This window comes from Pseudomonas sp. AAC, assembly GCF_000725445.1.
Lineage (GTDB): Bacteria > Pseudomonadota > Gammaproteobacteria > Pseudomonadales > Pseudomonadaceae > Pseudomonas > Pseudomonas citronellolis.
Window position 1 is genome coordinate 670,045 of the sequence record NZ_KL647095.1, and the last position, 24,597, is coordinate 694,641.

Annotated in this window: 26 protein-coding genes; 12 read left to right on the forward strand and 14 right to left on the reverse strand. The window is 70.1% G+C overall.

Annotation, left to right across the window (positions count from 1 at the left end):
* Nucleotides 1–143 precede the first annotated feature (143 nt).
* Complete coding sequence (locus FG99_RS08450; protein ID WP_009613245.1) at nt 144–1,769, forward strand: methyl-accepting chemotaxis protein; 1,626 nt, start codon at nt 144–146, stop codon at nt 1,767–1,769.
* Nucleotides 1,770–1,776: 7 nt separating this feature from the next.
* On the opposite strand, the gene FG99_RS08455 is transcribed toward FG99_RS08450, so the two are convergent.
* The 9 genes from FG99_RS08455 to FG99_RS08495 form a co-directional block, all read right to left on the reverse strand.
* The gene (locus tag FG99_RS08455) at nt 1,777–1,983 is read right to left on the reverse strand and encodes a hypothetical protein (protein WP_009613244.1); all 207 of its coding nucleotides are present in this window, start codon (nt 1,981–1,983) and stop codon (nt 1,777–1,779) included.
* A 72-nt stretch (nt 1,984–2,055) separates the two neighbouring features.
* Complete coding sequence (locus tag FG99_RS08460) at nt 2,056–2,520, reverse strand: glycine cleavage system protein H (protein WP_043268784.1); 465 nt, start codon at nt 2,518–2,520, stop codon at nt 2,056–2,058.
* Nucleotides 2,517–2,891, reverse strand: a complete 375-nt coding sequence (locus FG99_RS08465) for a DsrE family protein (RefSeq protein ID WP_043268786.1) — start codon at nt 2,889–2,891, stop codon at nt 2,517–2,519. Before FG99_RS08465 ends, FG99_RS08460 begins: the two co-directional genes overlap by 4 nt.
* Entirely contained in the window at nt 2,878–3,363 is a 486-nt protein-coding gene (locus FG99_RS08470; protein ID WP_043268788.1) for a GNAT family N-acetyltransferase, read from the reverse strand. The genes FG99_RS08465 and FG99_RS08470 overlap by 14 nt, the downstream gene beginning before the upstream one ends.
* Nucleotides 3,360–3,923, reverse strand: coding sequence for a DUF4136 domain-containing protein (locus FG99_RS08475; RefSeq protein WP_043269144.1), 564 nt, complete (start codon nt 3,921–3,923; stop codon nt 3,360–3,362). Before FG99_RS08475 ends, FG99_RS08470 begins: the two co-directional genes overlap by 4 nt.
* A gap of 120 nt (nt 3,924–4,043) precedes the next feature.
* Nucleotides 4,044–4,634 (reverse strand): DUF4136 domain-containing protein, encoded by a 591-nt coding sequence (locus FG99_RS08480; protein ID WP_043268790.1) that lies wholly within the window; start codon nt 4,632–4,634, stop codon nt 4,044–4,046.
* 58 nt (nt 4,635–4,692) lie between these two features.
* A complete protein-coding gene (locus FG99_RS08485) occupies nt 4,693–5,445 on the reverse strand; it encodes a methyltransferase domain-containing protein (RefSeq protein ID WP_043268792.1) in 753 nt (250 codons plus the stop codon).
* Complete coding sequence (locus FG99_RS08490; RefSeq protein ID WP_043268794.1) at nt 5,438–5,746, reverse strand: MazG-like family protein; 309 nt, start codon at nt 5,744–5,746, stop codon at nt 5,438–5,440. The genes FG99_RS08485 and FG99_RS08490 overlap by 8 nt, the downstream gene beginning before the upstream one ends.
* Nucleotides 5,747–5,794: 48 nt before the next feature.
* Nucleotides 5,795–6,652, reverse strand: coding sequence for a MaoC family dehydratase (locus tag FG99_RS08495; protein ID WP_043268796.1), 858 nt, complete (start codon nt 6,650–6,652; stop codon nt 5,795–5,797).
* A 212-nt stretch (nt 6,653–6,864) separates the two neighbouring features.
* On the opposite strand from FG99_RS08495, the gene FG99_RS08500 reads away from it, so the two are divergent.
* Entirely contained in the window at nt 6,865–7,857 is a 993-nt protein-coding gene (locus FG99_RS08500; protein ID WP_043268798.1) for an AraC family transcriptional regulator, read from the forward strand.
* A gap of 332 nt (nt 7,858–8,189) precedes the next feature.
* Here FG99_RS08500 and FG99_RS08505 read toward each other — a convergent pair whose 3' ends face one another.
* On the reverse strand, nt 8,190–9,545 hold the full coding sequence (locus FG99_RS08505; RefSeq protein WP_043268799.1) for a 3-oxoacyl-ACP reductase: 1,356 nt from the start codon (nt 9,543–9,545) through the stop codon (nt 8,190–8,192).
* Between the two features lie 167 nt (nt 9,546–9,712).
* Here FG99_RS08505 and FG99_RS08510 point away from each other — a divergent pair, with 167 nt between their 5' ends.
* On the forward strand, nt 9,713–10,993 hold the full coding sequence (locus tag FG99_RS08510; RefSeq protein ID WP_043268801.1) for an acetyl-CoA C-acetyltransferase: 1,281 nt from the start codon (nt 9,713–9,715) through the stop codon (nt 10,991–10,993).
* Between the two features lie 447 nt (nt 10,994–11,440).
* Here the strand turns inward: FG99_RS08510 and FG99_RS08515 are convergent, their stop codons facing one another.
* Entirely contained in the window at nt 11,441–11,887 is a 447-nt protein-coding gene (locus tag FG99_RS08515) for an Lrp/AsnC family transcriptional regulator (RefSeq protein ID WP_043268803.1), read from the reverse strand.
* Nucleotides 11,888–12,053: 166 nt separating this feature from the next.
* Between FG99_RS08515 and yedA the strand changes: the two genes are divergently transcribed.
* On the forward strand, nt 12,054–12,941 hold the full coding sequence (gene yedA / locus FG99_RS08520; protein WP_043269147.1) for a drug/metabolite exporter YedA: 888 nt from the start codon (nt 12,054–12,056) through the stop codon (nt 12,939–12,941).
* Nucleotides 12,942–12,947: 6 nt separating this feature from the next.
* Here the strand turns inward: yedA and FG99_RS08525 are convergent, their stop codons facing one another.
* The 3 genes from FG99_RS08525 to FG99_RS08535 form a co-directional block, all read right to left on the reverse strand.
* A complete protein-coding gene (locus FG99_RS08525) occupies nt 12,948–13,199 on the reverse strand; it encodes a hypothetical protein (RefSeq protein ID WP_009613214.1) in 252 nt (83 codons plus the stop codon).
* Nucleotides 13,200–13,319: 120 nt separating this feature from the next.
* Entirely contained in the window at nt 13,320–14,903 is a 1,584-nt protein-coding gene (locus FG99_RS08530) for a rhodanese-related sulfurtransferase (protein ID WP_043268805.1), read from the reverse strand.
* The gene (locus FG99_RS08535; protein WP_043268807.1) at nt 14,900–15,505 is read right to left on the reverse strand and encodes a 3-mercaptopropionate dioxygenase; all 606 of its coding nucleotides are present in this window, start codon (nt 15,503–15,505) and stop codon (nt 14,900–14,902) included. The genes FG99_RS08530 and FG99_RS08535 overlap by 4 nt, the downstream gene beginning before the upstream one ends.
* A gap of 113 nt (nt 15,506–15,618) precedes the next feature.
* Here FG99_RS08535 and FG99_RS08540 point away from each other — a divergent pair, with 113 nt between their 5' ends.
* The 8 genes from FG99_RS08540 (at nt 15,619) to FG99_RS08575 (ending at nt 24,479) form a co-directional block, all read left to right on the forward strand.
* The gene (locus tag FG99_RS08540) at nt 15,619–16,515 is read left to right on the forward strand and encodes a LysR family transcriptional regulator (RefSeq protein WP_043268809.1); all 897 of its coding nucleotides are present in this window, start codon (nt 15,619–15,621) and stop codon (nt 16,513–16,515) included.
* Nucleotides 16,516–17,045: 530 nt separating this feature from the next.
* Entirely contained in the window at nt 17,046–18,113 is a 1,068-nt protein-coding gene (locus FG99_RS08545) for an LLM class flavin-dependent oxidoreductase (protein ID WP_081884592.1), read from the forward strand.
* Between the two features lie 12 nt (nt 18,114–18,125).
* Complete coding sequence (locus FG99_RS08550; protein ID WP_043268813.1) at nt 18,126–19,070, forward strand: ABC transporter substrate-binding protein; 945 nt, start codon at nt 18,126–18,128, stop codon at nt 19,068–19,070.
* 17 nt (nt 19,071–19,087) lie between these two features.
* Nucleotides 19,088–20,170: an LLM class flavin-dependent oxidoreductase gene (locus tag FG99_RS08555; RefSeq protein WP_043268815.1), complete on the forward strand. Its 1,083-nt coding sequence runs from the start codon at nt 19,088–19,090 to the stop codon at nt 20,168–20,170.
* A 4-nt stretch (nt 20,171–20,174) separates the two neighbouring features.
* Nucleotides 20,175–21,326: an acyl-CoA dehydrogenase family protein gene (locus FG99_RS08560; RefSeq protein WP_043268817.1), complete on the forward strand. Its 1,152-nt coding sequence runs from the start codon at nt 20,175–20,177 to the stop codon at nt 21,324–21,326.
* Nucleotides 21,327–21,438: 112 nt separating this feature from the next.
* Nucleotides 21,439–22,425 carry an aliphatic sulfonate ABC transporter substrate-binding protein gene (locus tag FG99_RS08565; RefSeq protein WP_043268819.1) on the forward strand — a complete coding sequence of 329 codons (987 nt, stop codon included), beginning with the start codon at nt 21,439–21,441 and terminating at the stop codon, nt 22,423–22,425.
* Nucleotides 22,426–22,436: 11 nt separating this feature from the next.
* Nucleotides 22,437–23,399, forward strand: coding sequence for an ABC transporter substrate-binding protein (locus tag FG99_RS08570; RefSeq protein WP_043268821.1), 963 nt, complete (start codon nt 22,437–22,439; stop codon nt 23,397–23,399).
* Between the two features lie 177 nt (nt 23,400–23,576).
* Nucleotides 23,577–24,479 carry an acyl-CoA dehydrogenase family protein gene (locus FG99_RS08575; RefSeq protein WP_051878606.1) on the forward strand — a complete coding sequence of 301 codons (903 nt, stop codon included), beginning with the start codon at nt 23,577–23,579 and terminating at the stop codon, nt 24,477–24,479.
* Nucleotides 24,480–24,597 lie beyond the last annotated feature (118 nt).

Consider the following 24,597-nt stretch of genomic DNA (forward strand, 5'->3'; position numbering starts at 1 on the left):
CGACACATCTCTCTAAATGGCGGGATTTTTCCTACTTAATCCTCAGGTCCAGTTATCCCCTGGCGGGCCGATCCATTCGCCGAGACGAGCGGATCGCGGTTGTGCGGTCCGCGCACGAGTTCGAGCAGCCCAGGAGAGATGCGATGCTCAACCAGATCCGCGTACGTACCCGCCTGCTGTCGCTGGCGTTCCTGCCCCTGCTGGTGCTGGCCGGGGTGATGGCGCTGGCGGCGTACAACGCCGACCAGCTCAACGATGATTTCGACGAGCTGTTCAACGACCGCATGCGCCCGGTGAACCGGCTCAACCTGATCTCCAACGCCTATGCGGTGAACATGGTGGATGCGCTGCACAAGTACCGCTCCGGGGTGATCGACGTGGACGTCTTGCGCGGCGCCATCGGCGAGGCGCGCAAGACCATCGCGGACTCCTGGCGCCTGGTGCAGGACAGCAAGATGACCGATGCCGAGCAGCAGATGGTGGCCGGCATCCGCGCGCGCATGGCCGCGGTGGACAAGCTGGTGGACACGCTGCAGGAACAGACCGACGGCAGCCTGCGCGGCGAGAGCGACGCCAGCTTCATCCGACGCCTGTATGCGGCCTTCGACCCGCTGGGGGATGCGCTGGAGGAGCTGGCCCAGCTGCAGGTCCGCGAGGGCGAAAGGCTGAGCCAGGCCTCCACCGCGCGTTACCAGGCGATGAAAGCCAGTTTCGTGGCCATCGCCGTGGTGGTGCTGGTCGGCATGCTGCTGTTCAGCCTGCTGGTCAGCCGCTCGATCAACCGCCCGCTGGAACAACTGGGCCGGACCATCGCCACGGTGCAGCGCAATTCCGACCTGAGCCTGCGCGCCGAGGCCGTGGGCCGCGACGAGCTGGCGCAGACCGCCCAGGCCTTCAACACCATGCTCGAACACTTCCAGCGGCTGATCCGCCACCTGGGCGGCGCCTCGGTGCAGCTGGCCAGCGCGTCGGAGGAGATGAGCGCCATCAGCGCCCAGGTCAGCGATGCCGCCAACGGCCAGGGCGACCAGACCGCCATGGTCGCCACCGCCGTGCATGAGATGAGCGCCGCGGTGCAGCAGGTGGCGGAGAACGCGCTGGACATGGCTCGGGTGGCCGAGGACGTGCGCCGCGAGGCGCACCAGGGCACCGAGCTGGTGGAGGCCAACCTGGGCGCCATCGAGCGCCTGTCGCAGGCGGTGCAGGAGAGCGCCGAGGTGATCGACCGCCTGCATAGCCAGAGCGACGAGATCGGCAGCGTGCTGGGGGTGATCCAGAGCATCGCCGAGCAGACCAACCTGCTGGCGCTCAATGCCGCCATCGAGGCGGCGCGGGCCGGCGAGGCCGGGCGCGGGTTCGCCGTGGTGGCCGACGAGGTGCGCAGCCTGGCGAGCAACACGCAGAAGGCCACCGAGTCGATCCGCGGCATGATCGATTCGCTGCAGAGCGGCGCGCGCCAGGCGGTGGGCGTGATGCAGGAGTCCCGCGAACGGGCCGGGGACAGCGTGCGGCATTCGCGCGAGTCCGGCGAGGCGCTGCGGCACATCGCCAACGCCATCGACCGCATCGCCGACGGCAACGCGCAGATTTCCACCGCCACCGAGGAGCAGACGGCGGTGGCCCATGAGATCAGCCAGAACATCACCCAGCTCAACGACAGCATCCAGAGCGTGGTGGAGAACGCCGAGCAGAGCGCCGCGGCGAGCCTGGAGCTGGCCCGCCTGGCGGTCGAGCAACAGCAGCAGCTGGCGGGCTTCCGGGTGGACTAGGACTGCCTCACTGGCCCATCAGCAGGCGCTGCTGTTGGGACGAGAAGCCGCCCTGTTGCTGGAATTGCGCGCCCATCATGGGCTGCCGTTCCACGTCGTCGAGGCCGAAGGATTCCTTCACCGGCGACTCGATGGCGCCGAGGTTGTAGCTGCTCTGCCCGGCGCAGCCGGAGAGGGCGAGCAGGGCGAGGACGAGCGCGGGAAGCCGGGGCATGGTGGACTCCTTCTGTGGGGGAGCTTGCGGATCGCACAGCCTAGGCCGGCGAAGCTTATGGCTTGCTTAAGCTCAGTCGCGGCGCAGGGCCTGGACGTCGTTGCCTTCGGGGTCGAAGGCGTCCAGGCGCATGCGTTCGGCGAAGGCCTCCAGCGCCGCCTGGCCGCTGACGAAGCCGGCCTTGGCGGCGGCCCAGTCGTCCGGGCGCAGGCGCACCATCCAGCCTTCGCCGTAGCAGTCGAGGTTGATCAGGCCGGGGCGGCGCTGCACGTCCTCGTTGCTCACCAGCAGGGTGCCGGCCAGCGGGCAGCGCGCCGAGGAGGCGGCCTTGGCGAATTCCACCACGCCGAAGCTGCGGTCGCGCTCGATGTGCCAGCCGTCGCGCTTGGGGGTGAAGGCGAATATCTGCCCGTAGAGCGCGCAGCCGTAGGCGCTCAGGCCGAGGGTCACGGCGCCGTCGGGCTCTTCGCGCAGCCACAGGTTGTAGTCCGGGGCGTAGAGCAGGTCGTCGGGGAACTCCAGGCCGTGCAGTTTCACAGGGTCAGCACCCGGTCGTATTCGAGGATCATCCGCGCCAGTTCGCCGCCGCTGGCGATTTCGTCGATTTCGCCGATCAGCGCGCTTTCGTCGATGGGCACGCCGGGGGCGCGGCACATCAGCAGGCGCGCGCCGGCTTCCTTGGCCTGCTGGATGAAGTGGCTGAGCGGTTCGCCGCCGGGGGCGGCGTAGAGGTTGTCCACCACGTCCTGGCGCGCCAGCTGCACGCCTTCGCCGCTGAGGAAGAGCGTCACCTCGGCGTCCATGCAGGCCAACAGGGTGGCGGTGTAGAAGGGCGCGGCGCAGCGCGCCGGGGTGCTCGGGCCGCTGCTGACGATGATCAGCACGCGCTGGATATCAGGCCGGTTCAAGGGCTTTCTCCATCTGCACCAGGGCCACGCGGCGGCCGTCCGGCGCCTGGCGCTCGACGATGCCCACCGGGCGATAGCCCAGGCCGGCGTAGAGCAGCAGGCCGCCGGCGTTGTCGTTGAAGCAGGAGATTTTCATCAGCGGTGCAGCGTAGTCGCGCCGGGCGAGGTCTTCCATGACGCCGATCAGGTAGCGCGCCACGCCGTGCCCGCGGGCCCAGGGCGCGACCATCATGTTGCCCAGGGCGCAGTACTCGCCGGGCACGCTCTGGTAGAAGTTGGCGAAGCCGGCGGCGCGGCCGTCGAGCAGGGCCAGGGTGCTGGCGCGGCGCTCGGCCACGGCGGCGGCCAGCTGTTCGACGCTGAACGGCCAGCGGGCCTTGGGGTAGGCGTAGAAGAGTTCGTCGGCGCTACGCACGAAGCCGGCCACCTCGGCGAGGTCGCCGGCTTCCACGGGGCGATGCTGCAGGCTCATCCGTGTGGCGGGTATTGGGCGAGGACCTTCTGCACGGTCTCGCGGATCGCCGCTTCGCGTTCGGCCGGGGTCGGCGGGCTGCTGCGCATGATCTGCTCGCCGCTGCCGCGCCACACCAGCTTGCCGTCCTTGCCGTCGAGCAGGTCGACCTGGATGGTGGCGACCTTGTAGGTCACGGTGCGCGACTCGGCCATCGCCGGGCCGCCCCAGTAGCCGCCCCAGTAACCGTTCCAGTAGCCGCCGGTGTAGGTGGTGACCTGGTCCTGGCGCTGGTCGACGATCAGGTAGGCGCGCACCGTCACGTCGGGCGCGGCGCTGCCCTGGGTCGGGCGCAGGCCGCGCTGGTCGAGCTGGTCGGCCACCGCCGAGCGGATGCGTTGCTCGGTGAGGTCGCTCTTGATGCGCGGGTCGTCCGGGCGGTATTCGAAGGCCGGCTGCGCCCAGGCCCAGCTGCGGTAGGCGGCGAAGTCGCGGCTGGAATCGTAGTCGCGGCTGAGGTTGACGGTCTCACAGGCGGCCAGGCCCAGCAGCAGGCCCAGCAACAACAGACGGCGGATCATGATCGGCATACTCCAGGCAGAGTCTTCATCGAAGCTCAGAGCGTGCGCAAAGGCAAGTGGCGGAATGCCTCGAAACGGCCCTATTCCGCAGTTTTCTGGCAGCAAAGCCGGACAAGCGCCTCAGTGCGGCGGGTAGCCCGACAGCGCCTTGCGCACCGCTTCGCGCAGCCCGCGGGCCTGTTCGCTCTGGTTGCCGCTGGGCTGGTATTCGGCCGAGGCCACCCAGACGGCGTGGTTGTCGCGGGCGTCGTACAGCTCGATACGCACCACGTTGACTTGCACTATGTAGGTTCGCGTTACCGGGATGGAGGCGCCGTACCAGGGATCGTTCCAGCCGCCGTAGTAGCCGCCGCCGTAGTAGTCGGTGACCTGGCGGGTGCGCTGCTCGCTGCTGACCCGCGCGCTCACGCGCAGGTCCGGCGTGGCGCCGGGGCGTGCCGGGCGCAGGCCGATCTGGTCGAGGCCTTCGCTGACCGCGTCCTGCAGCGAGCTGCCGTAGGTGGTGGCGCCGCTGGGCGCGCCGGTCCAGTTCCACGAGCGGTAGCGGCCGTAGTCCGGCGGCGCGGCCGGGTAGGCGCCGGGGTCGAAGCCCGGGGCGCTGGCCTGGGCCGGCACCGGGGGCGGCGGCAGCGACTGGCTGGTGTAGGGATTCTGGCTCTGGCAGGCGGCCAGCGCGGCGAGCAGCGGCAGCAGGATCAGGCGTGGCGACATGCGGGGCTCCCGCCCGCGCCGGGGCGCGGGCGACGACGGTGATGGGGCGATTGTGCACCTATTCGCGCGGGCGGCACAGCCAGTGCAGGTAGCGGCCCAGGCCGGCGAAGGCCGGGTGGCGGCGGTAGGCCAGTTCCATTTCCACCAGGTCCAGGGGCTCGGCCTTGTGCTGGAACTCCTGCGGCATGTAGTCGTGGAACACCCGCACGCCGCTGCGCGCCTCGATGTTCCAGGCATCCGCCATGGCCGCTTCCAGCTCGCGCGGGTCCTGCGGCTGCTGCGGCGTCAGGCTCTGGCCTTCGCCGGCGAAGCGCTGCTTGCGCAGCTTGCGGAAGTGGCCCTTGAGCAGGTTGCGGTAGATGAGCGCGTCGCGGTTGTAGAAGGCCAGCGACAGCCAGCCGTCGCGGGCGGTCAGTTGGTGCAGCACGGGGAGGATGGCCTGGGGTTCGGCCAGCCATTCCAGCACGGCGTGGCACAGCACCAGGTCGTAGGGTTCGTCCAGTTGGCCGAGCAACGCCTGCCAGGGCGCCTCGATGAAGGTGGCCGCGCGGCCGGCCTCGGCGAAGCGCTGGCGGGCGCCTTCGAGCATGGGCGCGGCGGGTTCGGCGAGGGTCACCTGGTGGCCGCGCCCGGCCAGCCACAGCGCCATGTGGCCCAGGCCGGCGCCTATGTCGAGCACGCGCAGCGGGCGCTCGGGCAGCGCTTCGGCCAGGTCGGCCTGCAGCACGGCCAGGCGGATGGCGCCCTTGGCGCCGCCGTAGATTTTCTCGGCGAAGCGCGTGGCCAGTTCGTCGAAATGCCGGTCAGCCATGCACGAAGCGCCTTTCGCTGTCGGCCAGCTTGGTGCGCACCGCCTGGTCCATGTCCAGGCCCAGTTCGGCGCAGAGCAGCAGCAGGTAGAGGACGATGTCGCCGACTTCCTGCCCTGCGTGGGCGAGCTTGTCGGCGGGCAATTGGCGCGACTCGTCTTCGCTCAGCCACTGGAAGATTTCCACCAGCTCGGCCATTTCCACGCTGGCGGCCATGGCTAGGTTCTTCGGGCTGTGGAAGCGTTTCCAGTCGTTGTGGTCGCGGATCGTGTGCAGGCGCGCGGTGAGTTCGTCGAGGTTCATCGGGGGCTCCTTGGGAGCCCCATAGCTTCCGGCTTCAGCGGCGCCGCATCAAGCGTCGAGCGGTTTCCAGGCGCCGGCCATGTGCGGCAGGCCGTCCTCGCCGCGCAGGGCGAACTGCCCGGCCGGGGCCACCTCGCTGGCCAGCAGGGTGACGCTGGAGGGCAGCAGCACCGGCTTCTGGAAGCGCACTTGCACCTGGTAGCCGGCCGCCGGCAGGCGCTCGCCCAGGGCCGCCAGGCTGCGCGCCTTGTTCCACAGGCCATGGGCGATGGCGCGGGGGAAGCCGAACAGCCTGGCGCTGGCCGCCGACAGGTGGATGGGGTTGTAGTCGCCGGCCACCCGGGCGTAGCGCCGGCCGATGTCCGCCGGGCATTGCCAGTGGTCGATCTGTTCCAGCGGCAGCTCGGGCTGTTCCTCGCGTTCCGGCGGCGTGCCTTCCAGGCGCATGCCGCGGAACAGCAGGCGGCTGTCGCCTTCCCAGAGCAGGCCGAGCTGGTCGTGCAGCTGGGTGATCAGGCTGAAGGTCACGCCCTTGTCGTGGGGCTGCAGGTCGGCCACCCGCACGCTGGCCTGGAACGGGCCCAGGCCGCCGAGGGGGCGTAATACGCTGATACGGTTCTCCAGGTGCACCAGGCCCAGCAGCGGGAAGGGGAAGCGGGCGTCGGTGAGCAGGCCCATCTGCAGGCCGAAGGCGAGGATGTGCGGGTAGGTCGGCGGCAGCAGGTGGTCGTTCCTGAAGCCGCACACCTGGCGGTAGCGCTCCAGGTTCCGGGCGTCGACCATCACCGGCGCGCGCACGCCGCGGGTGGGCAGGCTGCGGCCGCGCAGGCCGCGGCGCACGGCGGCGCGCAGGAACAGGCCGGGCAGGGTGGGTGGGGCGGACAGGTCCAGCCAGTCTTTGGGCATTAGGAGTCTCCTGGGCGGTATTGCCTTCAGCTTAGCCGCCGGGCCCGGCCGGGCATTGGCCGGGGCGGGGCGGCGTGGCGGCAGGCCGGTCAATCGGCGGCTCTGGCATGGGGCTTGTGGATAATTCGACCGCTGCCATGGCGTGTTACTTGAGAGGCGGTAGGAAAGCTGCCTAAGATGGGCCCGCTTCATGGATAACCAGAATAAATACCATGCACGATCTGACCGACGATGTGGCGCTGATGCGCCCGGTGATCGACGCGCTGCGCGCCAGCGGCAGCGATCCCGACCGTGTGCTGGCCCGGGTTGGCCTGCCGCCGGGCGCCCTGCCGGCCGGGCGCTTCCCGCATAGCGCGCAGAACCTGTTCTGGAAGGCCGCCGCCGAGGAATGCGGCGAGGAGCACGTCGGCCTGTACCTGGCCGGGCACCTGCCGGCCTTCCACGGCCTGCTGCTGGAATACCTGTTCCTCTCCAGCGCCACCTTCGGCGAGGGCCTGCGCCACGCCCTGCGCTACGTGCGCCTGCTCTCCGATACCCTCAACGCCCGCCTGGAAGTGGAGGGCGAGCGCGCCGTGCTGCTGCTCGGCCACAGTGCCGGGACCAACCGGCACTTCCCGGAAATGCTCGCCGGCGCGGTGATCCGCCTGTTCCACGCGCTCACCGAGGGCGACTTCCGGCCCCATGAGGTGGAGCTGATGCACGGCGAGGGCGCCCCTGCCGAACGTTATCGACAGGTCTACGGCTGCCCGGTGCGCCTGGGCGCCGAGCGCTATGCGCTGGTCTTCGACGCCGCGGTGCTGGACAAGCCCTCGCGCCACGCCGCCCCGGAACTGCTGCGCATGCACGAGTCGCTGGCGCGCCGGCAACTGGCCGAGGTGGAACGCCTGGACCTGGTGCGCAAGGTGCGCGAGCTGATCGGCGAGCTGCTGGTGGACGGCGGCGCCACCCTGGAGCAGGTCGCCGCACGCCTGGACATGCCGGCCCGGCGCCTGCGCGAGCGCCTGGCCATGGCCGGGGTGCGCTTCAACGACCTGGTTACCGACTACCGTTGCCGGCTGGCCAAGGAGCTGTTGCTGAAGACCGACGAGCGTATCGAGGTGATCGTCGAGCGTACTGGGTTCTCAGAGCCGAGTACCTTTTACCGCGCCTTCAAGCGCTGGGTGGGGGAGACGCCGGTGGAGTTCCGCAAGCGCGGGAAGGTTTGAGAGAGCGGCCGAGTCTAGCGACGGGAGGGAGCGGCTTTTCGTAGGAGCGAGCTTGCTCGCGAACGCTGTTCTGCCGGTGGCGTCGGTGCTTGCCCTGAAGAGCGCCCTCTCCCCAGCCCTCTCCCTGAAGGGAGAGGGGGCTAGTCCGTGCCGAGAAAGGTGATGGTTTCCGCCGGAAACCTCTGTGCTAGCCGGCTAACGCTATAACATCAAACCCTGCCCAACGGTCCCCTCTCCCTTCAGGGAGAGGGTTAGGGAGAGGGGCGGAATAAACCCCAAACACCCAGACCACCTGGAAACCACTCGGGGCTCGTCCGCGATCCCCGCCACCCTCACGCCCCAAGCAAACTCTGCCCGCAAACCCGCAACACCTGCCCGCTCACCGCCCCGCTGCCCGGCTGGGCGAACCAGGCCACGGCCTCGGCCACGTCCTGGGGCAGGCCGCCCTGGCCCATGGAGTTCATGCGCCGGCCGGCCTCGCGGATGGTCAGGGGAATGGCCGCGGTCATCTGCGTTTCGATGAAGCCCGGGGCCACCGCGTTGATGCTGATGCCCTTCTTGCCCAGGGCCGGGGCCCAGGCCTGGGCCAGGCCGATCAGGCCGGCCTTGCTCACCGCGTAGTTGGTCTGCCCGAGGTTGCCGGCGATGCCGCTGATGGAGGCCAGCAGCACCACGCGGCCGTCGTCGCGCAGCTTGCCGGCGTCGAGCAGGGCCTGGGTGAGCACCTGCGGGGCCTTGAGGTTGACGTCGATCACCGAGTTCCAGAACGCCTCGCTCATCTTCGCCACGGTCTTGTCGCGGGTGATGCCGGCGTTGTGCACCACGATGTCCACGCCTTCGGGCAATGCCTCCACCAGCTTCTCGCCGGCATCCGGCGCGCAGATGTCCAGGGCCACGCCCTTGCCGCCCAGGCGCGCTGCCAGGGCGTCGAGGGCGTCCTTGGCCGGCGGCACGTCCAGCAGCACCACCTCGGCGCCGTCGCGGGCCAGGGTTTCGGCGATGGCCGCGCCGATGCCGCGGGCCGCGCCGGTGACCAGGGCGCGCTTGCCCACCAGCGGGCGGCTCCAGTCCTGCACCTGGCCGGCGTAGGCGGAAAGGCGGATCACCTGGCCGGACACGTAGGCACTCTTGGGCGAAAGGAAGAAGCGCAGGGCGCCTTCGAGCTGGTCTTCCGCGCCCTTGCCGACGTACAGCAACTGCACGTTGCCGCCGCGGCGGATCTCCTTGCCCAGGGAGCGGCTGAAGCCCTCCAGGCTGCGCTGCACGCTGGCGGCGACGGGGTCTTTCAGCGATTCCGGGGCGCGCCCGAGGATGACCACGTGGGGGCACAGGTCCAGGCCCTTGAGCGCGGCCTGGAAGAAGTCGCGCAGTTCGATCAGTTGCTCGAAGCCGGTGAGGCCGCTGGCGTCGAACACCATGGCCTTGAGCTTCGGGCCGTGCTCGGCGGTCCAGCGCGGCAGGCCGTACTGGCCCTCCACGGCGGCGTAGACGGCGTCGGTCAGGCGCTGGCTGAAGCCCAGCACGGCCTCGCCCAGGTTGCCCGCCCCGCCCAGCAACAGGGCGCCGTCCACCGGCCGGGTGCGCCCGGCGCTCCAGCGTTCCAGGCGTACCGGCGCAGGCAGGCCGAAGGCGCCGACCAGGCGGCGGCCGACGTTGGAGTTGGCGAAGGCGATGTAGCGATCGGTCATGGACGGGGGCTCCTGCACGGATACTCGAAGTGCCGACCACTCTACGCAGGCACCGGTTCCGCGCAATTGACCGCGCTGACCTGCGCCATGGCGGGGCGGCCAATGCGACGGGACCGGCTAAGGTTAGCCTGTGCGCCAGAACCCGCTCAGCCCGCAAGGAGCCTTGCATGACCCAGACCCGACGGGTCGCCATCGTCGGCGGCAACCGTATTCCCTTCGCCCGCTCCAACACCGTCTACGCCACGGCGAGCAACCAGGAGATGCTGACCTGCGCCCTCGACGGCCTGATCGAGCGCTACAACCTGCACGGCGAGCGCCTGGGCGAGGTGGTGGCCGGCGCGGTGCTCAAGCACTCGCGGGACTTCAACCTCACCCGCGAATGCGTGCTGGGCACCCGCCTGGCCCCGCAGACCCCGGCCTACGACGTCCAGCAGGCCTGCGGCACGGGGCTTGAGGCGGCGATCCTGGTGGCCAACAAGATCGCCCTGGGGCAGATCGACTGCGGCATCGCCGGCGGCGTGGACACCACCTCCGACGCGCCCATCGGCGTCAACGAGGGGCTGCGGCGCATCCTGCTGGAGGCCAACCGCGGCAAGTCCAACGGCGACAAGCTCAAGAGCCTGCTGAAGATCCGCCCGCGCCACCTGCTGCCGCATATCCCCAGGAACGGCGAGCCGCGCACCGGGCTGTCCATGGGCGAGCACTGCGAGCTGATGGCGCAGACCTGGCAGATTCCCCGCGACGAGCAGGACAAGCTCGCCTACGAAAGCCACATCAAGCTGGCAGCGGCCTATGCCGAAGGCTGGCAGAACGACCTGATGACGCCGTTCCGCGGCCTGACCCGCGACCAGAACCTGCGCCCGGACATCAACCTGGAAAAGCTCGGCACCCTCAAGCCGGTGTTCGAGAAGGGCCCGCGCGGCACCCTGACGGCAGCCAACTCCACCCCGCTGACCGACGGCGCCTCGGTGGTGCTGCTGGCCAGCGAGGACTGGGCCAAGGCGCGCGGCCTGCCGATCCTGGCGTATTTGCGCGACGGCGAGGCGGCGGCGGTGAACTTCGTCGGCGAAGGCGCAGAAGGCCTGCTGATGGCCCCGGTCTACGCCGTGCCGCGGCTGCTGGCGCGCAACGGTCTGAGCCTGCAGGACTTCGACTACTACGAGATCCACGAGGCCTTCGCCGCCCAGGTGTTGTGCACCCTCAAGGCCTGGGAGGACGCCGAGTACTGCAAGACCCGCCTCGGCCTGGACGCGCCGCTGGGCTCGATCGACCGCAGCAAGCTCAACGTCAAGGGTAGCTCCCTGGCCGCCGGCCATCCCTTCGCCGCCACCGGCGGTCGCATAGTCGCCAACCTGGCCAAGCTGCTGGACGCGGCCGGGAAAGGGCGCGGGCTGATCTCGATTTGCGCGGCGGGCGGGCAAGGTGTGACCGCGATCGTGGAAAAGTAATCCAATACATCGGGCGGCTGTGGCCGGCCCACGATGTAACAGCAACTCCGTGACTTAAGGCGGTGCCGTGCGAGCGGTGCCGCCTCTTTTTTTGCGCGCAGGGTGGGGGCTTTGGCTTTTCGTAGGAGCGAGCTTGCTCGCGAACAGCCTCTCCCGGCAGCGCTATCGTCTCAGGTCGACTCCGTCCCCTCTCCCCAGCCCTCTCCCTGAAGGGAGAGGGGGCTAGTCCGTGCCGAGAGAGGAAGTGGTTTCAGCCGGAAATCGCCGAGGTTGCCGGCTAACGCCATAACATCAAACCCTGCCCAACGGTCCCCTCTCCCTTCAGGGAGAGGGTTAGGGAGAGGGCGCTCTAGAATCCAGCACCTGTAGTTCCCGGTGAATGCCTGTTCGCGAGCAAGCTCGCTCCTACGAAATACGAAAAGCCTCCAGCCTCCAGCCTCCAGCCTTTCATCCCCCCTGCAACATCGCCGGATGCACCCGCCCATCCAGCGCCGTGGACAGCACCAGCGAAGTCTTGCTCGCCCCGTGCTGGGCCAACTGGTCGATCAACTCTTCCAGCTCGGCGGTGCTGGTCACCGCCACCCGCAGCATCACGCAGGATTCGCCGGTCACCCGGTAGCAGTCGAGCACCTGGGGGATTTCCGTCAGGCGTTGCAGTTGCAGGGCGCCGCGGTGGTCGTTCAGGCGCAGTTCGATCAGGCACTGGATCGGGCGGCCGAGCTTGGTCAAGTCTACGCTGGCGTGGTAGCCGGTGATCACGCCGTCGGCCTCCAGGCGCGCCACGCGGTCGGCCACCGCCGGGGGCGAGAGGTTGATGCGCCGGGCCAGTTCGGCGAAGGACAGGCGGCCGTTTTCCAGCAGGGCGGCGAGCAGTGCGCGGTCGTATTTGTCCATCGTTTTTCTCGTCTGTGGAATCGACGGATTTACATTTGAAAATCCATCGAAAGAAAAGTGTTACGCCAGATAATGCGTTTTCTGTGCCTTATAAGGCGCGAAAGCACTTAATAAAATGAGGCGCTACGACCCACTTGTCGAGCCCTCTGCCATGTCTGTCATGCCCATGCCCAAAGCCCGCGTTTCGCTGACGCTGATCGCCGCCTTCTTCGCCCTCTACTTCATCTGGGGCTCGACCTACCTGGTGATCCGCATCGGCGTGGAAAGCTGGCCGCCGATGCTCATGGCCGGCTGCCGCTTCGTCATCGCCGGGACGCTGCTGCTGGCCTGGGCGCTATACCGCGGCGCGCCGCTGCCCAGCGGGCGGCAGTGGCTGAACGCCGGGGCCATCGGCATCCTCCTGCTCAGCTGCGGCAACGGCGGGGTGACGGTGGCCGAGCACTGGGGCGTGGCCTCGGGCGTGGCCGCACTGGGGGTGGCCACGGTGCCGCTGTTCGCGTTGGTGTTCGCGCGCCTGTTCGGCCAGCGCAACAGCCTGCTGGAGTGGAGCGGCATCGGCCTTGGGCTGTGCGGCATCGTGCTGCTCAACCTCGGCTCCAACCTGCAGGGCAGCCCGGCGGGCGCTGCGCTGATTCTCTTCGCCGCCGCGGCCTGGGCCTTCGGTTCGGTGTGGAGCCGGCGCCTGGACCTGCCGGCCGGGCCCATGGCCAGCGCCTTGGAGATGCTGGTGGGCGGCGCCGCGCTGCTGCTGGGCAGCCAGCTTTCCGGCGAGCACCTGCAGCAGATGCCGGATGTGCGCGGCTGGCTGGCGCTGGGCTACCTGGTGGTGTTCGGTTCGATCATCGCCTTCAGCGCCTACGTCTACCTGCTGGCCAACGTGCGCCCGGCGGCGGCCACCAGCTATGCCTTCGTCAACCCGGCGGTGGCCGTGCTGCTCGGGGTGGCGTTCGCCGGCGAGCACATCGGCTGGCCGGAGGCGCTGGCGATGGCGGTGATCATCGGGGCGGTGCTGTTGATCAGCCTGCCGCAGTGGCGGCGGCGCGAGGCGGCCTGAGCCGGCTCAGTCGATCGGGACGATGCGCACGCGGCTGACGCCGACGCGGTCGGCGCTGTTGCGCAGGTTGGGGATCAGGTTGGGGTCCAGGGGCGCGTCGGTCAGCCCGGTGGGGTCTTCGCCGGTCTCCTGCGCCAGGTGCAGCAGCACCTGGAGCAGGGCGAGGAACTCGTTGGGTTCCTCGGACCACTCGTGGATCAGCCGGCGCGGCTGTTCGCGCAGGCGGTAGTGGATGGCGTAGCGGTGGGTGACGTTCATGGTGGCACCTCTGCAGGCTAAGACACCCCAGAACGTCAAAATTCCCATCACTTTCCCGGACAGCCGACAGGTGGTCATTTTTTCGCCACTCACCGACAGACGTCGCGAAATGGCGGGCTTTCAGATGACGAAAAAGCCGTGGGTGCCATCACGGCCGAGCTGCTCGACCAGGCCGAATTCCCAGTCCAGGTAGCCCTGCATGGCCTCGCGCGGGTTGTCGGTGCCCTCGTAGGGGCGGCGGTAGCGGTCGATGCGCGGCGCGGCGAGCAGGCTCTCGCCTTCCTCGGTGGGTAGCCCCGCGGCGACCCAGGCGGCGGTGCCGCCTTCGAGCAGGAACACCGGCTTGTCGCTCAGGGCCTGCACTTCCGGCACGGCGAAGCGCGCCAGCAGGCTGCTGCCGCAGGTGAGCACGTAGCGCTCGGCCGTGCCCAGCTGCGCCAGCGCTTCTTTCAGCTGGCTGCGCAGGGCCCAGGCGGCGCCGGGAATGTGGCGTTTCACGTAGTTGGCGCTGGCGGTGAAGTCGAGCACCCGGGTGCCCGGCTCGCGCAGCCACTGGGCCAGGGTCTGCGGGGCGATGGTCTCGGCCTGCGGTTGCTGCGGCAGCGGCGCGGCCCAGGCGCCCCGTTCGCTGAAGTCGGCGGCGGACAGGCCGTCCAGCACCGCCACCTCCCAGCCCATCTGCGCCAGCCAGGAGGCGCTCATGTTGGCGCGCACGCCGTCGTCGTCCAGCAGCACCAGGCGCGCGCCGCGCACGCTGGCGACGTGGTCGGTCTCCTGCACCAGCTGGCCGCCGGGGGTGGAGCGCGAGCCGGGCAGGTGGCCGGCCTCGTATTCCTCTGGGGTGCGCACGTCGAACAGGTAGGTGGTGCGCGCGCCTTCGGCCTGCCATTGGCGCAGGCCGGCCAGGTCGATGCGCGCCACCCGCGCGCGGTCGGCCACGGCGCGGGCGCGCTGGGCGGCGGCTGCGCGGGTGGCGGCGGAGACTTCGCCGAAGCGCCGCGCCTGGCCGTGTTCCAGTTGCTGGCCGGCGAGGGTCCAGCCGATGGTGCCGTTGCGCAGCGCCGACACCGGGTTGGCGATGCCGGCGTTCACCAGCGACTGGGTGCCGATGATGCTGCGGGTGCGCCCGGCGCAGTTGACGATGACGCGGGTGGCCGGGCTGGGCGCCAGCTCGGCGACGCGCAGCACCAGCTCGGCGCCGGGCACGCTGATGCCGCCGGGGATGCTCATGGTCTGGTATTCGTCGAAGCGGCGGGCGTCGAGCACCACCACGTCGGCCTTGGCATCGAGCAGCGCCTGCACTTCCTCGGCGGCCAGCGACGGCGTGTGGCGCTCGGCTTCCACCAGCTCGCCGAAGGCCTTGCTCGGCACGTTGACGTCCTTGAACAGCTCGCCGCCGGCAGCGCGCCAGCCGGCCAGGCCGCCGTCGAGCACGGCCACGTCGCTGTAGCCCAGCGCCAGCAGGCGCTGCGCGGCGACTTCGGCCAGGCCTTCGCCGTCGTCGTAGACGGTGACCGGCGTATCGCGGCGCGGCACGCGGGCGTAGACCTCCAGCTCCAGCTTGGACAGCGGCAGGTTGGCGGCGAACAGCGGGTGCGCCTGGGCGAAGGGGTCTTCCTCGCGCACGTCGAGCAGCGCCAGCTCGCGGCGGGCGAGGAGGGCGGCGCGGAGGTCGTGGAAGGTACGGCGGGCGATCTGGCTCATGCGGGGTTCTCTTTCGACAGGTCCCAGATATTGGGCAACTGGCTGTTGGAATAGCCGGAGATGAAGGGCTTCTCTTCACCCTCGGCGGTATAGACGGCACGCCGCACCGCGCCGATGTTGGCGCCGTAGACGTGGATGCTGATGGACGGCCGGTCGGCGAAGGCGTTGCTGACCTGGTGGATGTCGCCGATGCGCGGCGACACCGCCTCCACCTCGCCCGGCTCCAGGCGCAGCGCCGCGCCGGCCGGCTGCAGGCTGCCGTCGGCGGCGAAGGCGAAGGGCTGCGAATACTCGGCGCCGCGCAGCATGCCGATCAGGCCCCAGACGCGGTGGTCGTGCACCGGCGTGCGCTGGCCCGGGCCCCAGACGAAGCTGACCACCGAGAAGCGCTGCTGCGAGTCGGCGTGCAGCAGGTACTGCTGGTAGCGCTGCGCGTCGGGCTGGGCGCAGGCCTCGGGCAGCCAGTCGTCATGGCGCACCAGCTCGGCCAGCAGCGGGCGAGCGCTGGCGAGCAGGGTGGCTTCGTCGGGATGTTCGTCGAGCAGGCTGGCCAGGTCGCCGATGAACTGGCGCAGGCGGTCGAAACGCAGGGGGGCGGACATGCGGCGTATTCACTCCGGAAGGTTCTGGCTGTACGGTAGCAAACGCGTTTTTATTCCTGAAATGCATTTTGAATCTAAGCTAATATGCGAGAAATGCAATTGGTGCCAGCCCCATGAAGATCGACGACATCGACGCCTTCGTCGCGGTGATCCGCAACGCCTCCCTGAGCCAGGCCGCCGAGAGCCTGGGCCTGACGCAGTCGGCCATCACCCGCCGGGTGCAGAGCCTGGAGGAAGCCCTGGGCGTGGAGCTGCTGGACCGCAACACCAAGCCGCTCAAGCCCACCGCCGCCGGCCTGCGCGTCTACGAGCAGTGCCGCCGGGTGCTGCGCGAGGTGGACGGGCTGCGCGAACTGGTGGCCAGCGACACCGCCCCCAGCGGCGTGCTGCGCCTGGGCGTGCCGCAGAGCATCGGCGAGGTGGTGCTGCTGGAAGCGCTGCGGCGCCTGGCCGGCGAGTACCCGGAGCTGCGCGCCCAGGTTAGCAGCGGCTGGGGCAGCCACCTGCTGGCGCGGCTGGAGAACGCCGAGCTGGACGCGGCGGTGGTGCTGTTCCCGCCGAGCAAGGTGTTCCCCGACGACCTCGGCGCCACGCCGCTGGGCCGCGTGGAGCTGTGCGTGGTGGCCGCCCGCGACAGCGACGTGCAGGCCCGCCGCCTGCTCGACTGCTACCAGCACGGCTGGGTGCTCAACCCCGACGGCTGCGGCTTCCGCGCCGGCCTGCAGCGCGCCCTGGCCGACCAGGGGCTGGGTTTGCAGCTGAACCTGGAGACCTTCGGCAGCGAGCTGCAGCTGGGCCTGGTTGCCGAGGGGCGTGGCCTCGGGTTGGTGCCGGCGCCGGCTCTTGCGCGCAGCCGTTATCGGGAGCAGCTGCGGGTGTTGCAGTTGGAGGACTTCCAGCCGCTGATCCAGCTCTGGCTGGTGCGGCCGCGCTTGCTGGGCAACCTGGAGGCGCCGGCGCGGTTGTTCGGCGATGCGGTGGCTGAAGGGTTGGATATGCGGGTGGGGTGAGTCTTACTCATTCGCCCCCTGTAGGAGCGAGCTTGCTCGCGAACAGACTCTCCCGGCAGCGCTGTCGTCTCAGGTCGACTCTGTCCCCTCTCCCCAGCCCTCGGCTGCGCGCCCCGCCCTGAAGGGAGAGGGGGCTTGTCCGTGCCGGCTGCAAGCCTGATGTTCGCCGGATACGCCAGAGTTTCCGGCTGACTCCGTAATACCCGTTTCTGCCCAACGGTCCCCTCTCCCTTCAGGGAGAGGGTTAGGGAGAGGGCGCTCTCATGCCTGACACCGGCATGACCGGGAAACTCTGTTCGCGAGCAAGCTCGCTCCTACAAAAGCAAAAAACCTCCCCCGCGCAACTTGGCCAACTCTGAATATGCGTAATTAGCATATTAGAATATGCCAAAAATGAATTTCCATCATGAAGTGCTTGCCTATAGCTTCTAAGAACAACGTCCATCAAGACGTTTTTCTTATAACGAAAGCCGCCGCCCTTATGCAGCGGCCCAGGCGAGGGCAACACAGTGAGCGTGGAAATTCTCGGCATGATCACCGCCACCCCGAGTTCCGAGGTGGACCAGCCGCTGGGGGAGGCGGTGGACGCCGGTTTCGTCCGGCGTTTCGCCCAGGCCCATGAGGACGCCGGTTTCGACCGCGTGCTGGTGGGCTACTTCAGCAATGCCGCCGAGGGCGCCGTGGTCAGCTCCTTCGTTGCCGCCGCCACCCGGCGCCTGGGCATCCTGCTGGCCTACCGGCCCGGGGTGATTGCGCCGCCGCTGGCCGCGCGCCAGTTGGCCACCCTCGACCAGTTCAGCGACGGCCGCCTGGCCCTGAACGTGGTCAGCGGCGGCAACGACGAAGACCTTGCCCGCGACGGCGACTACCTCGACCACGACCGCCGCTACGCCCGCACCGACGAATACCTCGACGCCCTGCGGCGTATCTGGACCGCCGAGGCCCCGGTGGACTTCGCCGGCGAGTTCTACCGCTTCCAGGGCGCCTCGCCGGCCGTGCGCCCGCGGCAGAAGCCGCATATCCCGATCTACTTCAGCGGCTCCTCCGACGCCGCCATCGAGGTCGCCGCGAAGCACGCCGACACCTACATGCTCTGGGGCGAGCCGCTGGCCGCCGTCGACGGCCACATCCGCCGGGTACGCGCCGCCGCACGGGCCCAGGGCCGCGAACCGCGCTTCTCGGTGTCGTTTCGGCCGATAGTCGCCGACACCGAGGAAGCCGCCTGGAAGCGCGCCGCCGAGGTGCTCGAACAGGTGCGCGAGAACCGCGCGCGCCTGGGCCTGCCGCTGCACGACCACCAGCCGCAGAACGTCGGCTCGCAGCGCCTGCTGGCCGCCGCGCAACAGGGGGAGGTGCTCGACACCCGGCTGTGGACCGGCGTGGCCCGGCTGACCGGCGCCCGCTGGAACTCCACCGCCCTGGTCGGCACTCCCGAGCAGGTCGCCGCCGCCCTGGGCGAGTACTACCGCCTGGGCGTTTCCACTTTCCTGATCCGTGGCTTCGACCCGCTCGGCGACGCCGTGCGCTACGGCCAGGGCCTGATTCCCGCCATCCACGACCACATCGCCCGCCTGCCGCAACTGCGCCGCGCCGGCTGAGGAGCCCCATCGATGAACCTGAAACGACGCCTGCGCGCCACCTTCGCCGCGCTGCTGCTGGGCGCGCCCCTGGCCCAGGCCGCCGACCTGCCGACGCTGCGCGTGGGCGACCAGAACTACTACAACGTGCGCGCCTCCATGGAGGCCTCCGGGGTGCTCGAAGGCGCGCCCTACACGGTCGACTGGAAGCACTTCCAGTCCGCCGCGCCCGTGGCCGAAGGGCTGCAGGCCGGGGCGCTGGACCTGGGCTTCCTCGGCGATTCCGGGTTCATCTTCCTGGCCGCCAAGGGCGCGCCGGTGAAGCTCATCGGCGTGTCGCGGCAGAACCCCGACACCATCGCCCTGCTGGTGCCCAAGGACTCGCCGGTGCAGAGCATCGCCGACCTCAAGGGCAAGAAGGTCGCCTACTGGCCCGGCGCCTGGAGCCAGCAACTGACCCTGCGCGCGCTGGAGAAGGCCGGCCTGCCCAGCGACTACGTCGACTTCGTCAAGCTGATGCCCATCGACGCCGCCGCCGCCCTGCCGCGCGGCAGCATCGACGCCTTCCCGGTGTGGGAGCCGTACATCTCGCAGCAGATCGTATTCTCCGGCGCGCGCCCGATCCTCACCGCCCGCGATCTGATGCCGGGGCTGTCGAGCATCGCCGCCAACGCCGCTTCCATCGAACCCAAGCGCGCACAGATCGCCGACTTCCTCGGCCGCCTGCAGAAGGCCCGGGCCTGGGTCGAGGCGCACAAGGAGCAGTACGCCGACATCTGGGCGAAGAAGGCCAGCCTCGACCCGGCCGTGTCGCGCCACTGGATCGGCCAGGCCGGCATGAGCGTCGGCCCGGTGGACGCCCAGGCCGCCGCCGACTACCAGGGCACCGCCGACTTCCTGCTGCAGACCGGCGCGCTGCCCAAGGCCTTCGACACCGCCAGCGTGATCGACCCCTCCTTCGCCAACGCCTTCCACTGAGCACAGGACGCAACCCCATGAGCATCCAGTTCCTCGGCATGATCGGCCACCGCCTGGCCTCCGAGACCATCGCCCCGGCCGGCCCGATCCTCGACAAGCAGTACATCGCCGCCTTCGCCCGCGCCCACGAGGAGGCCGGCTTCGACCGCATCCTGGTCGGCTACTGGTCCGATCAGCCGGATGGCTTCCTGGTGGCCGCCACCGCCGGCCTGGCCACCTCCAGGATCAACTTCCTGCTGGCGCACCGCCCCGGCTTCGTCGCCCCGACCCTGGCCGCGCGCAAGCTGGCGACCCTCGAACACCTGCTCGACGGGCGCCTGGCGGTGCACATCATCAGCGGCGGCAGCGACGCCGACCAGCGCAAGGACGGCGACTATCTCGACCACGACCAGCGCTACGCCCGCAGCGACGAGTTCATCGAGGTGCTCAAACGCACCTGGACCAGCGCCGAGCCCTTCGACTTCCACGGCAAGCACTACCGCGTGGAGCAGGCCTTCTCGGCCATCCGCCCGCAGCAGAAGCCGCATATCCCGGTGTATTTCGGCGGCTCCTCGGAGGCGGCGCTGAAGGTCGCCGGCAGGCAGGCCGACGTGTTCATGCTCTGGGGCGAGCCCCTGGCCCAGGCCGCCGAGACCATCGCCGCGGTGCGCGAGCAGGCGCGGCAGAACGGCCGCGAGGTGGAGTTCAGCCTGTCGTTCCGGCCCATTCTCGGGCGCACCGAGGAAGAGGCCTGGGCCAGGGCCGAGGCGATCCGCGCGACCGCCAGCCAGCGCCTGGGCGAGGCCGGCTTCCCCAAGGGCAAGCCGCAGAGCGTCGGCGCCCAGCGCCTGCTCAAGGCGGTGGAGCAGGGCGACCGCGTCGACGAACGCCTGTGGACCGGCATCGCCAAGCTGGTCGGCGGCGGGCACAACTCCACCGCCCTGGTCGGCACCCCGGAGCAGGTCGCCGATGCGTTGCTGGCCTACTACGACCTGGGCGTGCGCAGCATCCTCATCCGCGGTTTCGACCCGCTCAACGACGCCGTGGAATACGGCCGCGAGCTGATCCCGCTGACCCGCGCCAAGGTCGCCGAGCGCGAGCGCCGGCGTGCCACGGCCTGAGCCCATGACCAATTTGCAGACCCCGCCGCTGGCGCTCAACGACCTGCTGCCGGCGCTCACCCGGCAACTGGCCGAGAGCGCCGAGGCCTACGACCGCAGCGGCGACTTTCCCCACGCCAACCTCGCCCTGTTGCAACACCACGGCCTGCTCGGCCTGGCCCTGCCGCAGGCGCTCGGCGGCCTCGGCGCCGGCCTCGGCGAACTGCGCCGGGTGGTCGGCGCCGTGGCCCGTGGCGAACCCTCCACCGCGCTGGTGCTGTGCATGCAGTACCTGCACCTGCGGCGCCTGGCGGACAACCCCGGCTGGCCCGAAGCGCTCAAGCGCCGCGTGGCCCGCGAGGCGCTGGAGCAGGGCGCGCTGATCAACAGCCTGCGGGTGGAGCCGGAGCTGGGCTCGCCCTCGCGCGGCGGCCTGCCGCAAACCGTGGCGCGGCGTGACGGCGAGTGCTGGCGGCTGTCCGGGCACAAGCTCTACACCACCGGCATTCCCGGGCTGACCTGGCTGGCGGTGTGGGCGCGCAGCGACGAGCCGACGCCGCGGGTGGGCGCCTGGCTGGTGCGCCGCGACAGCCCCGGCATCCGCATCGTGGAAAGCTGGGACCACCTGGGTATGCGCGCCACCGGCAGCCACGAGGTGATCTTCGAAGAGGTGCCGGTGCCGCTGGAACACGCCGTCGGCCTCTACCCCCACGACCAGCCGCCGGCGCCGGACGAAGCCGTGCTGCGCGACTTCGCCCAGGCCAGCGCGGCGCTGCTCGGCGCGCTCTACGACGGCATCGCCGGGGCCGCCCGCGACTGGCTGCTGGGCTGGCTGCGCGAGCGCGTGCCGGCCAGCCTCGGCGCGCCCCTGGCCAGCCTGCCGCGGGTGCAGGAAGCGCTGGGCGCCATCGACGGCCTGCTGCTGCAGAACCGCCTGCTGCTCGACGCCGCCTGCCGCGAGCGGCTGAGCGCCAGCGAGGCGGGGCTGATCAAGGTCGCCGTCACCGACAACGCGGTGGCGGTGGTCGAGAAGGCCCTGGAGCTGAGCGGCAACCACGGCCTGAGCCGGCACAACCCGCTGCAGCGCCACTACCGCGACGTGCTCTGCGGGCGCGTGCACACCCCGCAGAAGGACAGCGTCTGGATCGCGGCGGGGAGGGCGGCGCTGAGCCCCTGAGCCCGTGCGATCACCCGACAACAGCGACGGCAATATCGGCGACCGCACCGGCGGAACGGATAGCCCCAAGACAACCCCTGGCTTCCGTGCGAAGCCGCCTGGAGATTGCCCTATGAAACGAACCCTGCGTGTTTTCGCCGGCCTGCTGGCCGCGACCTTGCTGGCGGGCGCCGCCAGCGCCGCCGAACCCGTCACCCTGCGCCTGGGCGACGTGAAGGGCGACCGCTACGCCTCGCTGCGCGCTTCCGGCGAGCTGGACAACCTGCCGTACAAGCTGGAAATGTCCGCCTTCCCCTCCGGCGCCCCGGTGCTCGAAGCGCTGAACGCCGGCGCCCTGGACATCGGCTTCACCGGCGACATCCCGTTCCTCTTCGTCTATGCCGCCGGCGCGCCGCTCAAGGCCGTGGGCGCCTGGCACTTCAACCCGGCGACCGTGGCGCTGGTGGTGGGCAAGGATTCGCCGATCCACTCGGTGGCCGAGCTCAAGGGCAAGCGCATCGCCGTCAACCGCGGCGGCTGGGGCCACTTCATGGCCCTGGGCGCGCTGCGCCGCGCCGGGCTCAAGCCCGAGGACGTGACCTTCTCCTTCCTCGGCCCGGTGGACGGCCGTGCCGCCCTGGTGCGCGGCTCGGTGGACGCCTGGGTGCCCTGGGAGCCCTACACCTCCAGCGCCGTGCTGCTCGACCAGGCGCGGGTGATCGACAACGGCGACGGCATCATGACCGGCTACTCCTACGCCCTGGCCAGCGACGCCGCCATCGCCGGCAAGAAGGCCGCCATCAGCGACCTGTTGACGCGCCTGGCGCGCGCCCAGGTCTGGGCCCTGCAGCATCCGGACGCCTTCGCCGCGGCGCTGGCCAAGGACCTGAACATGCCCCGGGAGGTGACGCGCCGCTGGGTGGGCGAGGCGCGCATCAGCCCCGTCGTGTTCGATGCGAACATCGCCGCCACGCTGCAGAAGGCCGCCGACTTCTTCCACGGCGAGGGCGTGCTGCCCAAGGCGCTGGACATCGCTCCGGCGTTCGACTTCAGCCTGTCCGCCGGCGCCGCCGAGGTGGCCCGCCAGCTGCTTGCCGACCTCACAGTCGGCCAGCGTTGAGGAGCCCCGCCATGCGCAAGATCCTCAGCCTGTTCCTGCTGCTGTGCCTGGCTGCCGGCCAGGCCTTCGCCGCCGAGCGCGTGCCCCTGCGCCTGGCCGACCAGAAGGGCAACATGCGTGCCCAGCTGGACGCCGCCGGCGCGCTCAAGGGCCTGACCTACGACATCCAGTGGTTCGAATTCCCCGCCGCCGCGCCCCTGGCCGAAGCGCTCAACGCCGGCGCGGTGGATGCCGGCATCATCGGCGATGCGCCCCTGCTCTTCGCCCTGGCCGCCGGCGCCCAGGTGAAGGCCATCGCGGTGGACAAGTCCGACCCCTATGGCACCGCCGTGATCGTCCGCGGCGACTCGCCGCTGCATTCGGCGGCGGACCTCAAGGGCAAGCGCATCGCCACCGGGCGCGGCTCCATCGGCCACTTCGTCGCGCTCAAGGCGTTGGCTTCGGCAGGCCTGAGCGAGAAGGACGTGGAACTGCGCTTCCTCGGCCCGGTGGACGCGAAGATGGCCCTGGCCAACGGCTCGGTGGACGCCTGGGCGACCTGGGAGCCCTACACCGAGCTCTCGGAAACCGCCGACAAGGCGCGGGTGTTGGTCAACGGCCGTGGCCTGTGGGCTGGCAACAGCTTCCTGGCCGCCACCGACAGCGCCCTGGCCGACCCGGCGAAACGCGCCGCCCTGCAGGACTACCTGCAACGCCTGGCCGGCGCCCAGCACTGGGCCTACGCGTACCTGGACGAGTATTCGCACAGCCTGGCGAAGATCATCGGCTTCCCCGAGGACGCCGCGCGCCTGCAGTTCGAGCGCCGGCAACTGCGCTGGCAGGCGCTGGACGCCCAGACCCTAGCCCAGCAGCAGGAAACCGCGGACTTCTATCAGGCCCATGGGCTGATCCCGCAGCGCCTGGACGTGCAGCCGACCTTCGCCGCGGGCTTCGCGGTGGAGCAGGGGCCGGCCGTTGGCCAGCGGCAGCCCTGACGGTTCTCAGCTAAGGCAAAAAGGTTATTTAACCTTGCCGCACTGCTTGGATATGGTTCTAAGTGCCGCCCCGGCCGCGCCTCGTGCGCGGCGCAACGGGGCGCCGCCGAACCCCTTCGCTTCAGTCTTCCCGCGCGCCATTCGCCCAGGCACTGATCCCGTCGTCCCGAGGTGCCCATGAGCGTCGCCCCGCCCCGGCTGGCTCCCGCCGAGCCGTTCCCCCAGCCCGTCGTCGCCGGGCCCGCCGCCTGGGCCCGCGCCCTGCGCGAGTCCGGGTTGCTGCGGCTGTCGCTGCCGGCCCAGCTGGGCGGCGCCGGCAGCCCCTGGCGCGAGGTCCTGCAGGTTCTGCGCGACCTCTGCGAGCGCGACGGCGGCCTGGCCCGGCTGTTCGCCGTGCATCACCTGCAACTGACCCGCGTGCGCCTGCTCGGCAGCCGCGAACAGCTGCAGCGCCTGTTGCACCTGAGCCTGCTGCGCGAGCCGCTGTGGGGCGCCCTGGGCGAGGACGATGGCCAGCGGCTGCGGGCCGAGGAACACCTGCGCGGCGGCTTCCGCGTCAACGGCGCGCAATGGGATGCCTTCACCGCCGAGGCGGCCGACTGGCTGCTGCTGCGCGCCTGGCACGCGCCCAGCGGCGACTTCCTGCTGGCTGCGCTGCCCAGCGCGCGGGCCGGCCTTGCGCTGCGCGCCGGCGCCCACTGCCAGGGCCTGCGCCTGCACCCGGAGGACATCCTGCTGTCGCCGGGCCTGGCGGCCACGCCGCGGCGCGTGCTCGGCGACGGCCTGGCGCAGCTGCTGCAGGCCAACGTCGCCCTGGGCCTGGCGTTGCAGGCCGCGGACAACCTGGACCTACCCGAGGCCTCGGAACTGTCGCGGCTGCTCGGCCTGGGCCTGGTGCTCAGCGAGCAGGCCGCCCGACAGTTGGACGAGGACATCGAGGCGGGCGCGGCGCTGGCCTTCGGCCGCGCCAGCCACTTCGCCAATCTCGCCGCCCAGGCCCTGGCGGTGGCCCGCCAGGCGGCCCAGGCCAGCCTCCGCGCGGAGGGCGTGAGGGCCCGGCTGCTGGGGGCTGCGCACTGATGGCGGGATGAATCCGCGCGGCATTAGTTAAGAACTAAAAATTATTTATTTCTGATTTTTTATGCCTGTAATCTCTGCTTCACCGGACCACCGGACTCATCCAGAACACCTGACACCA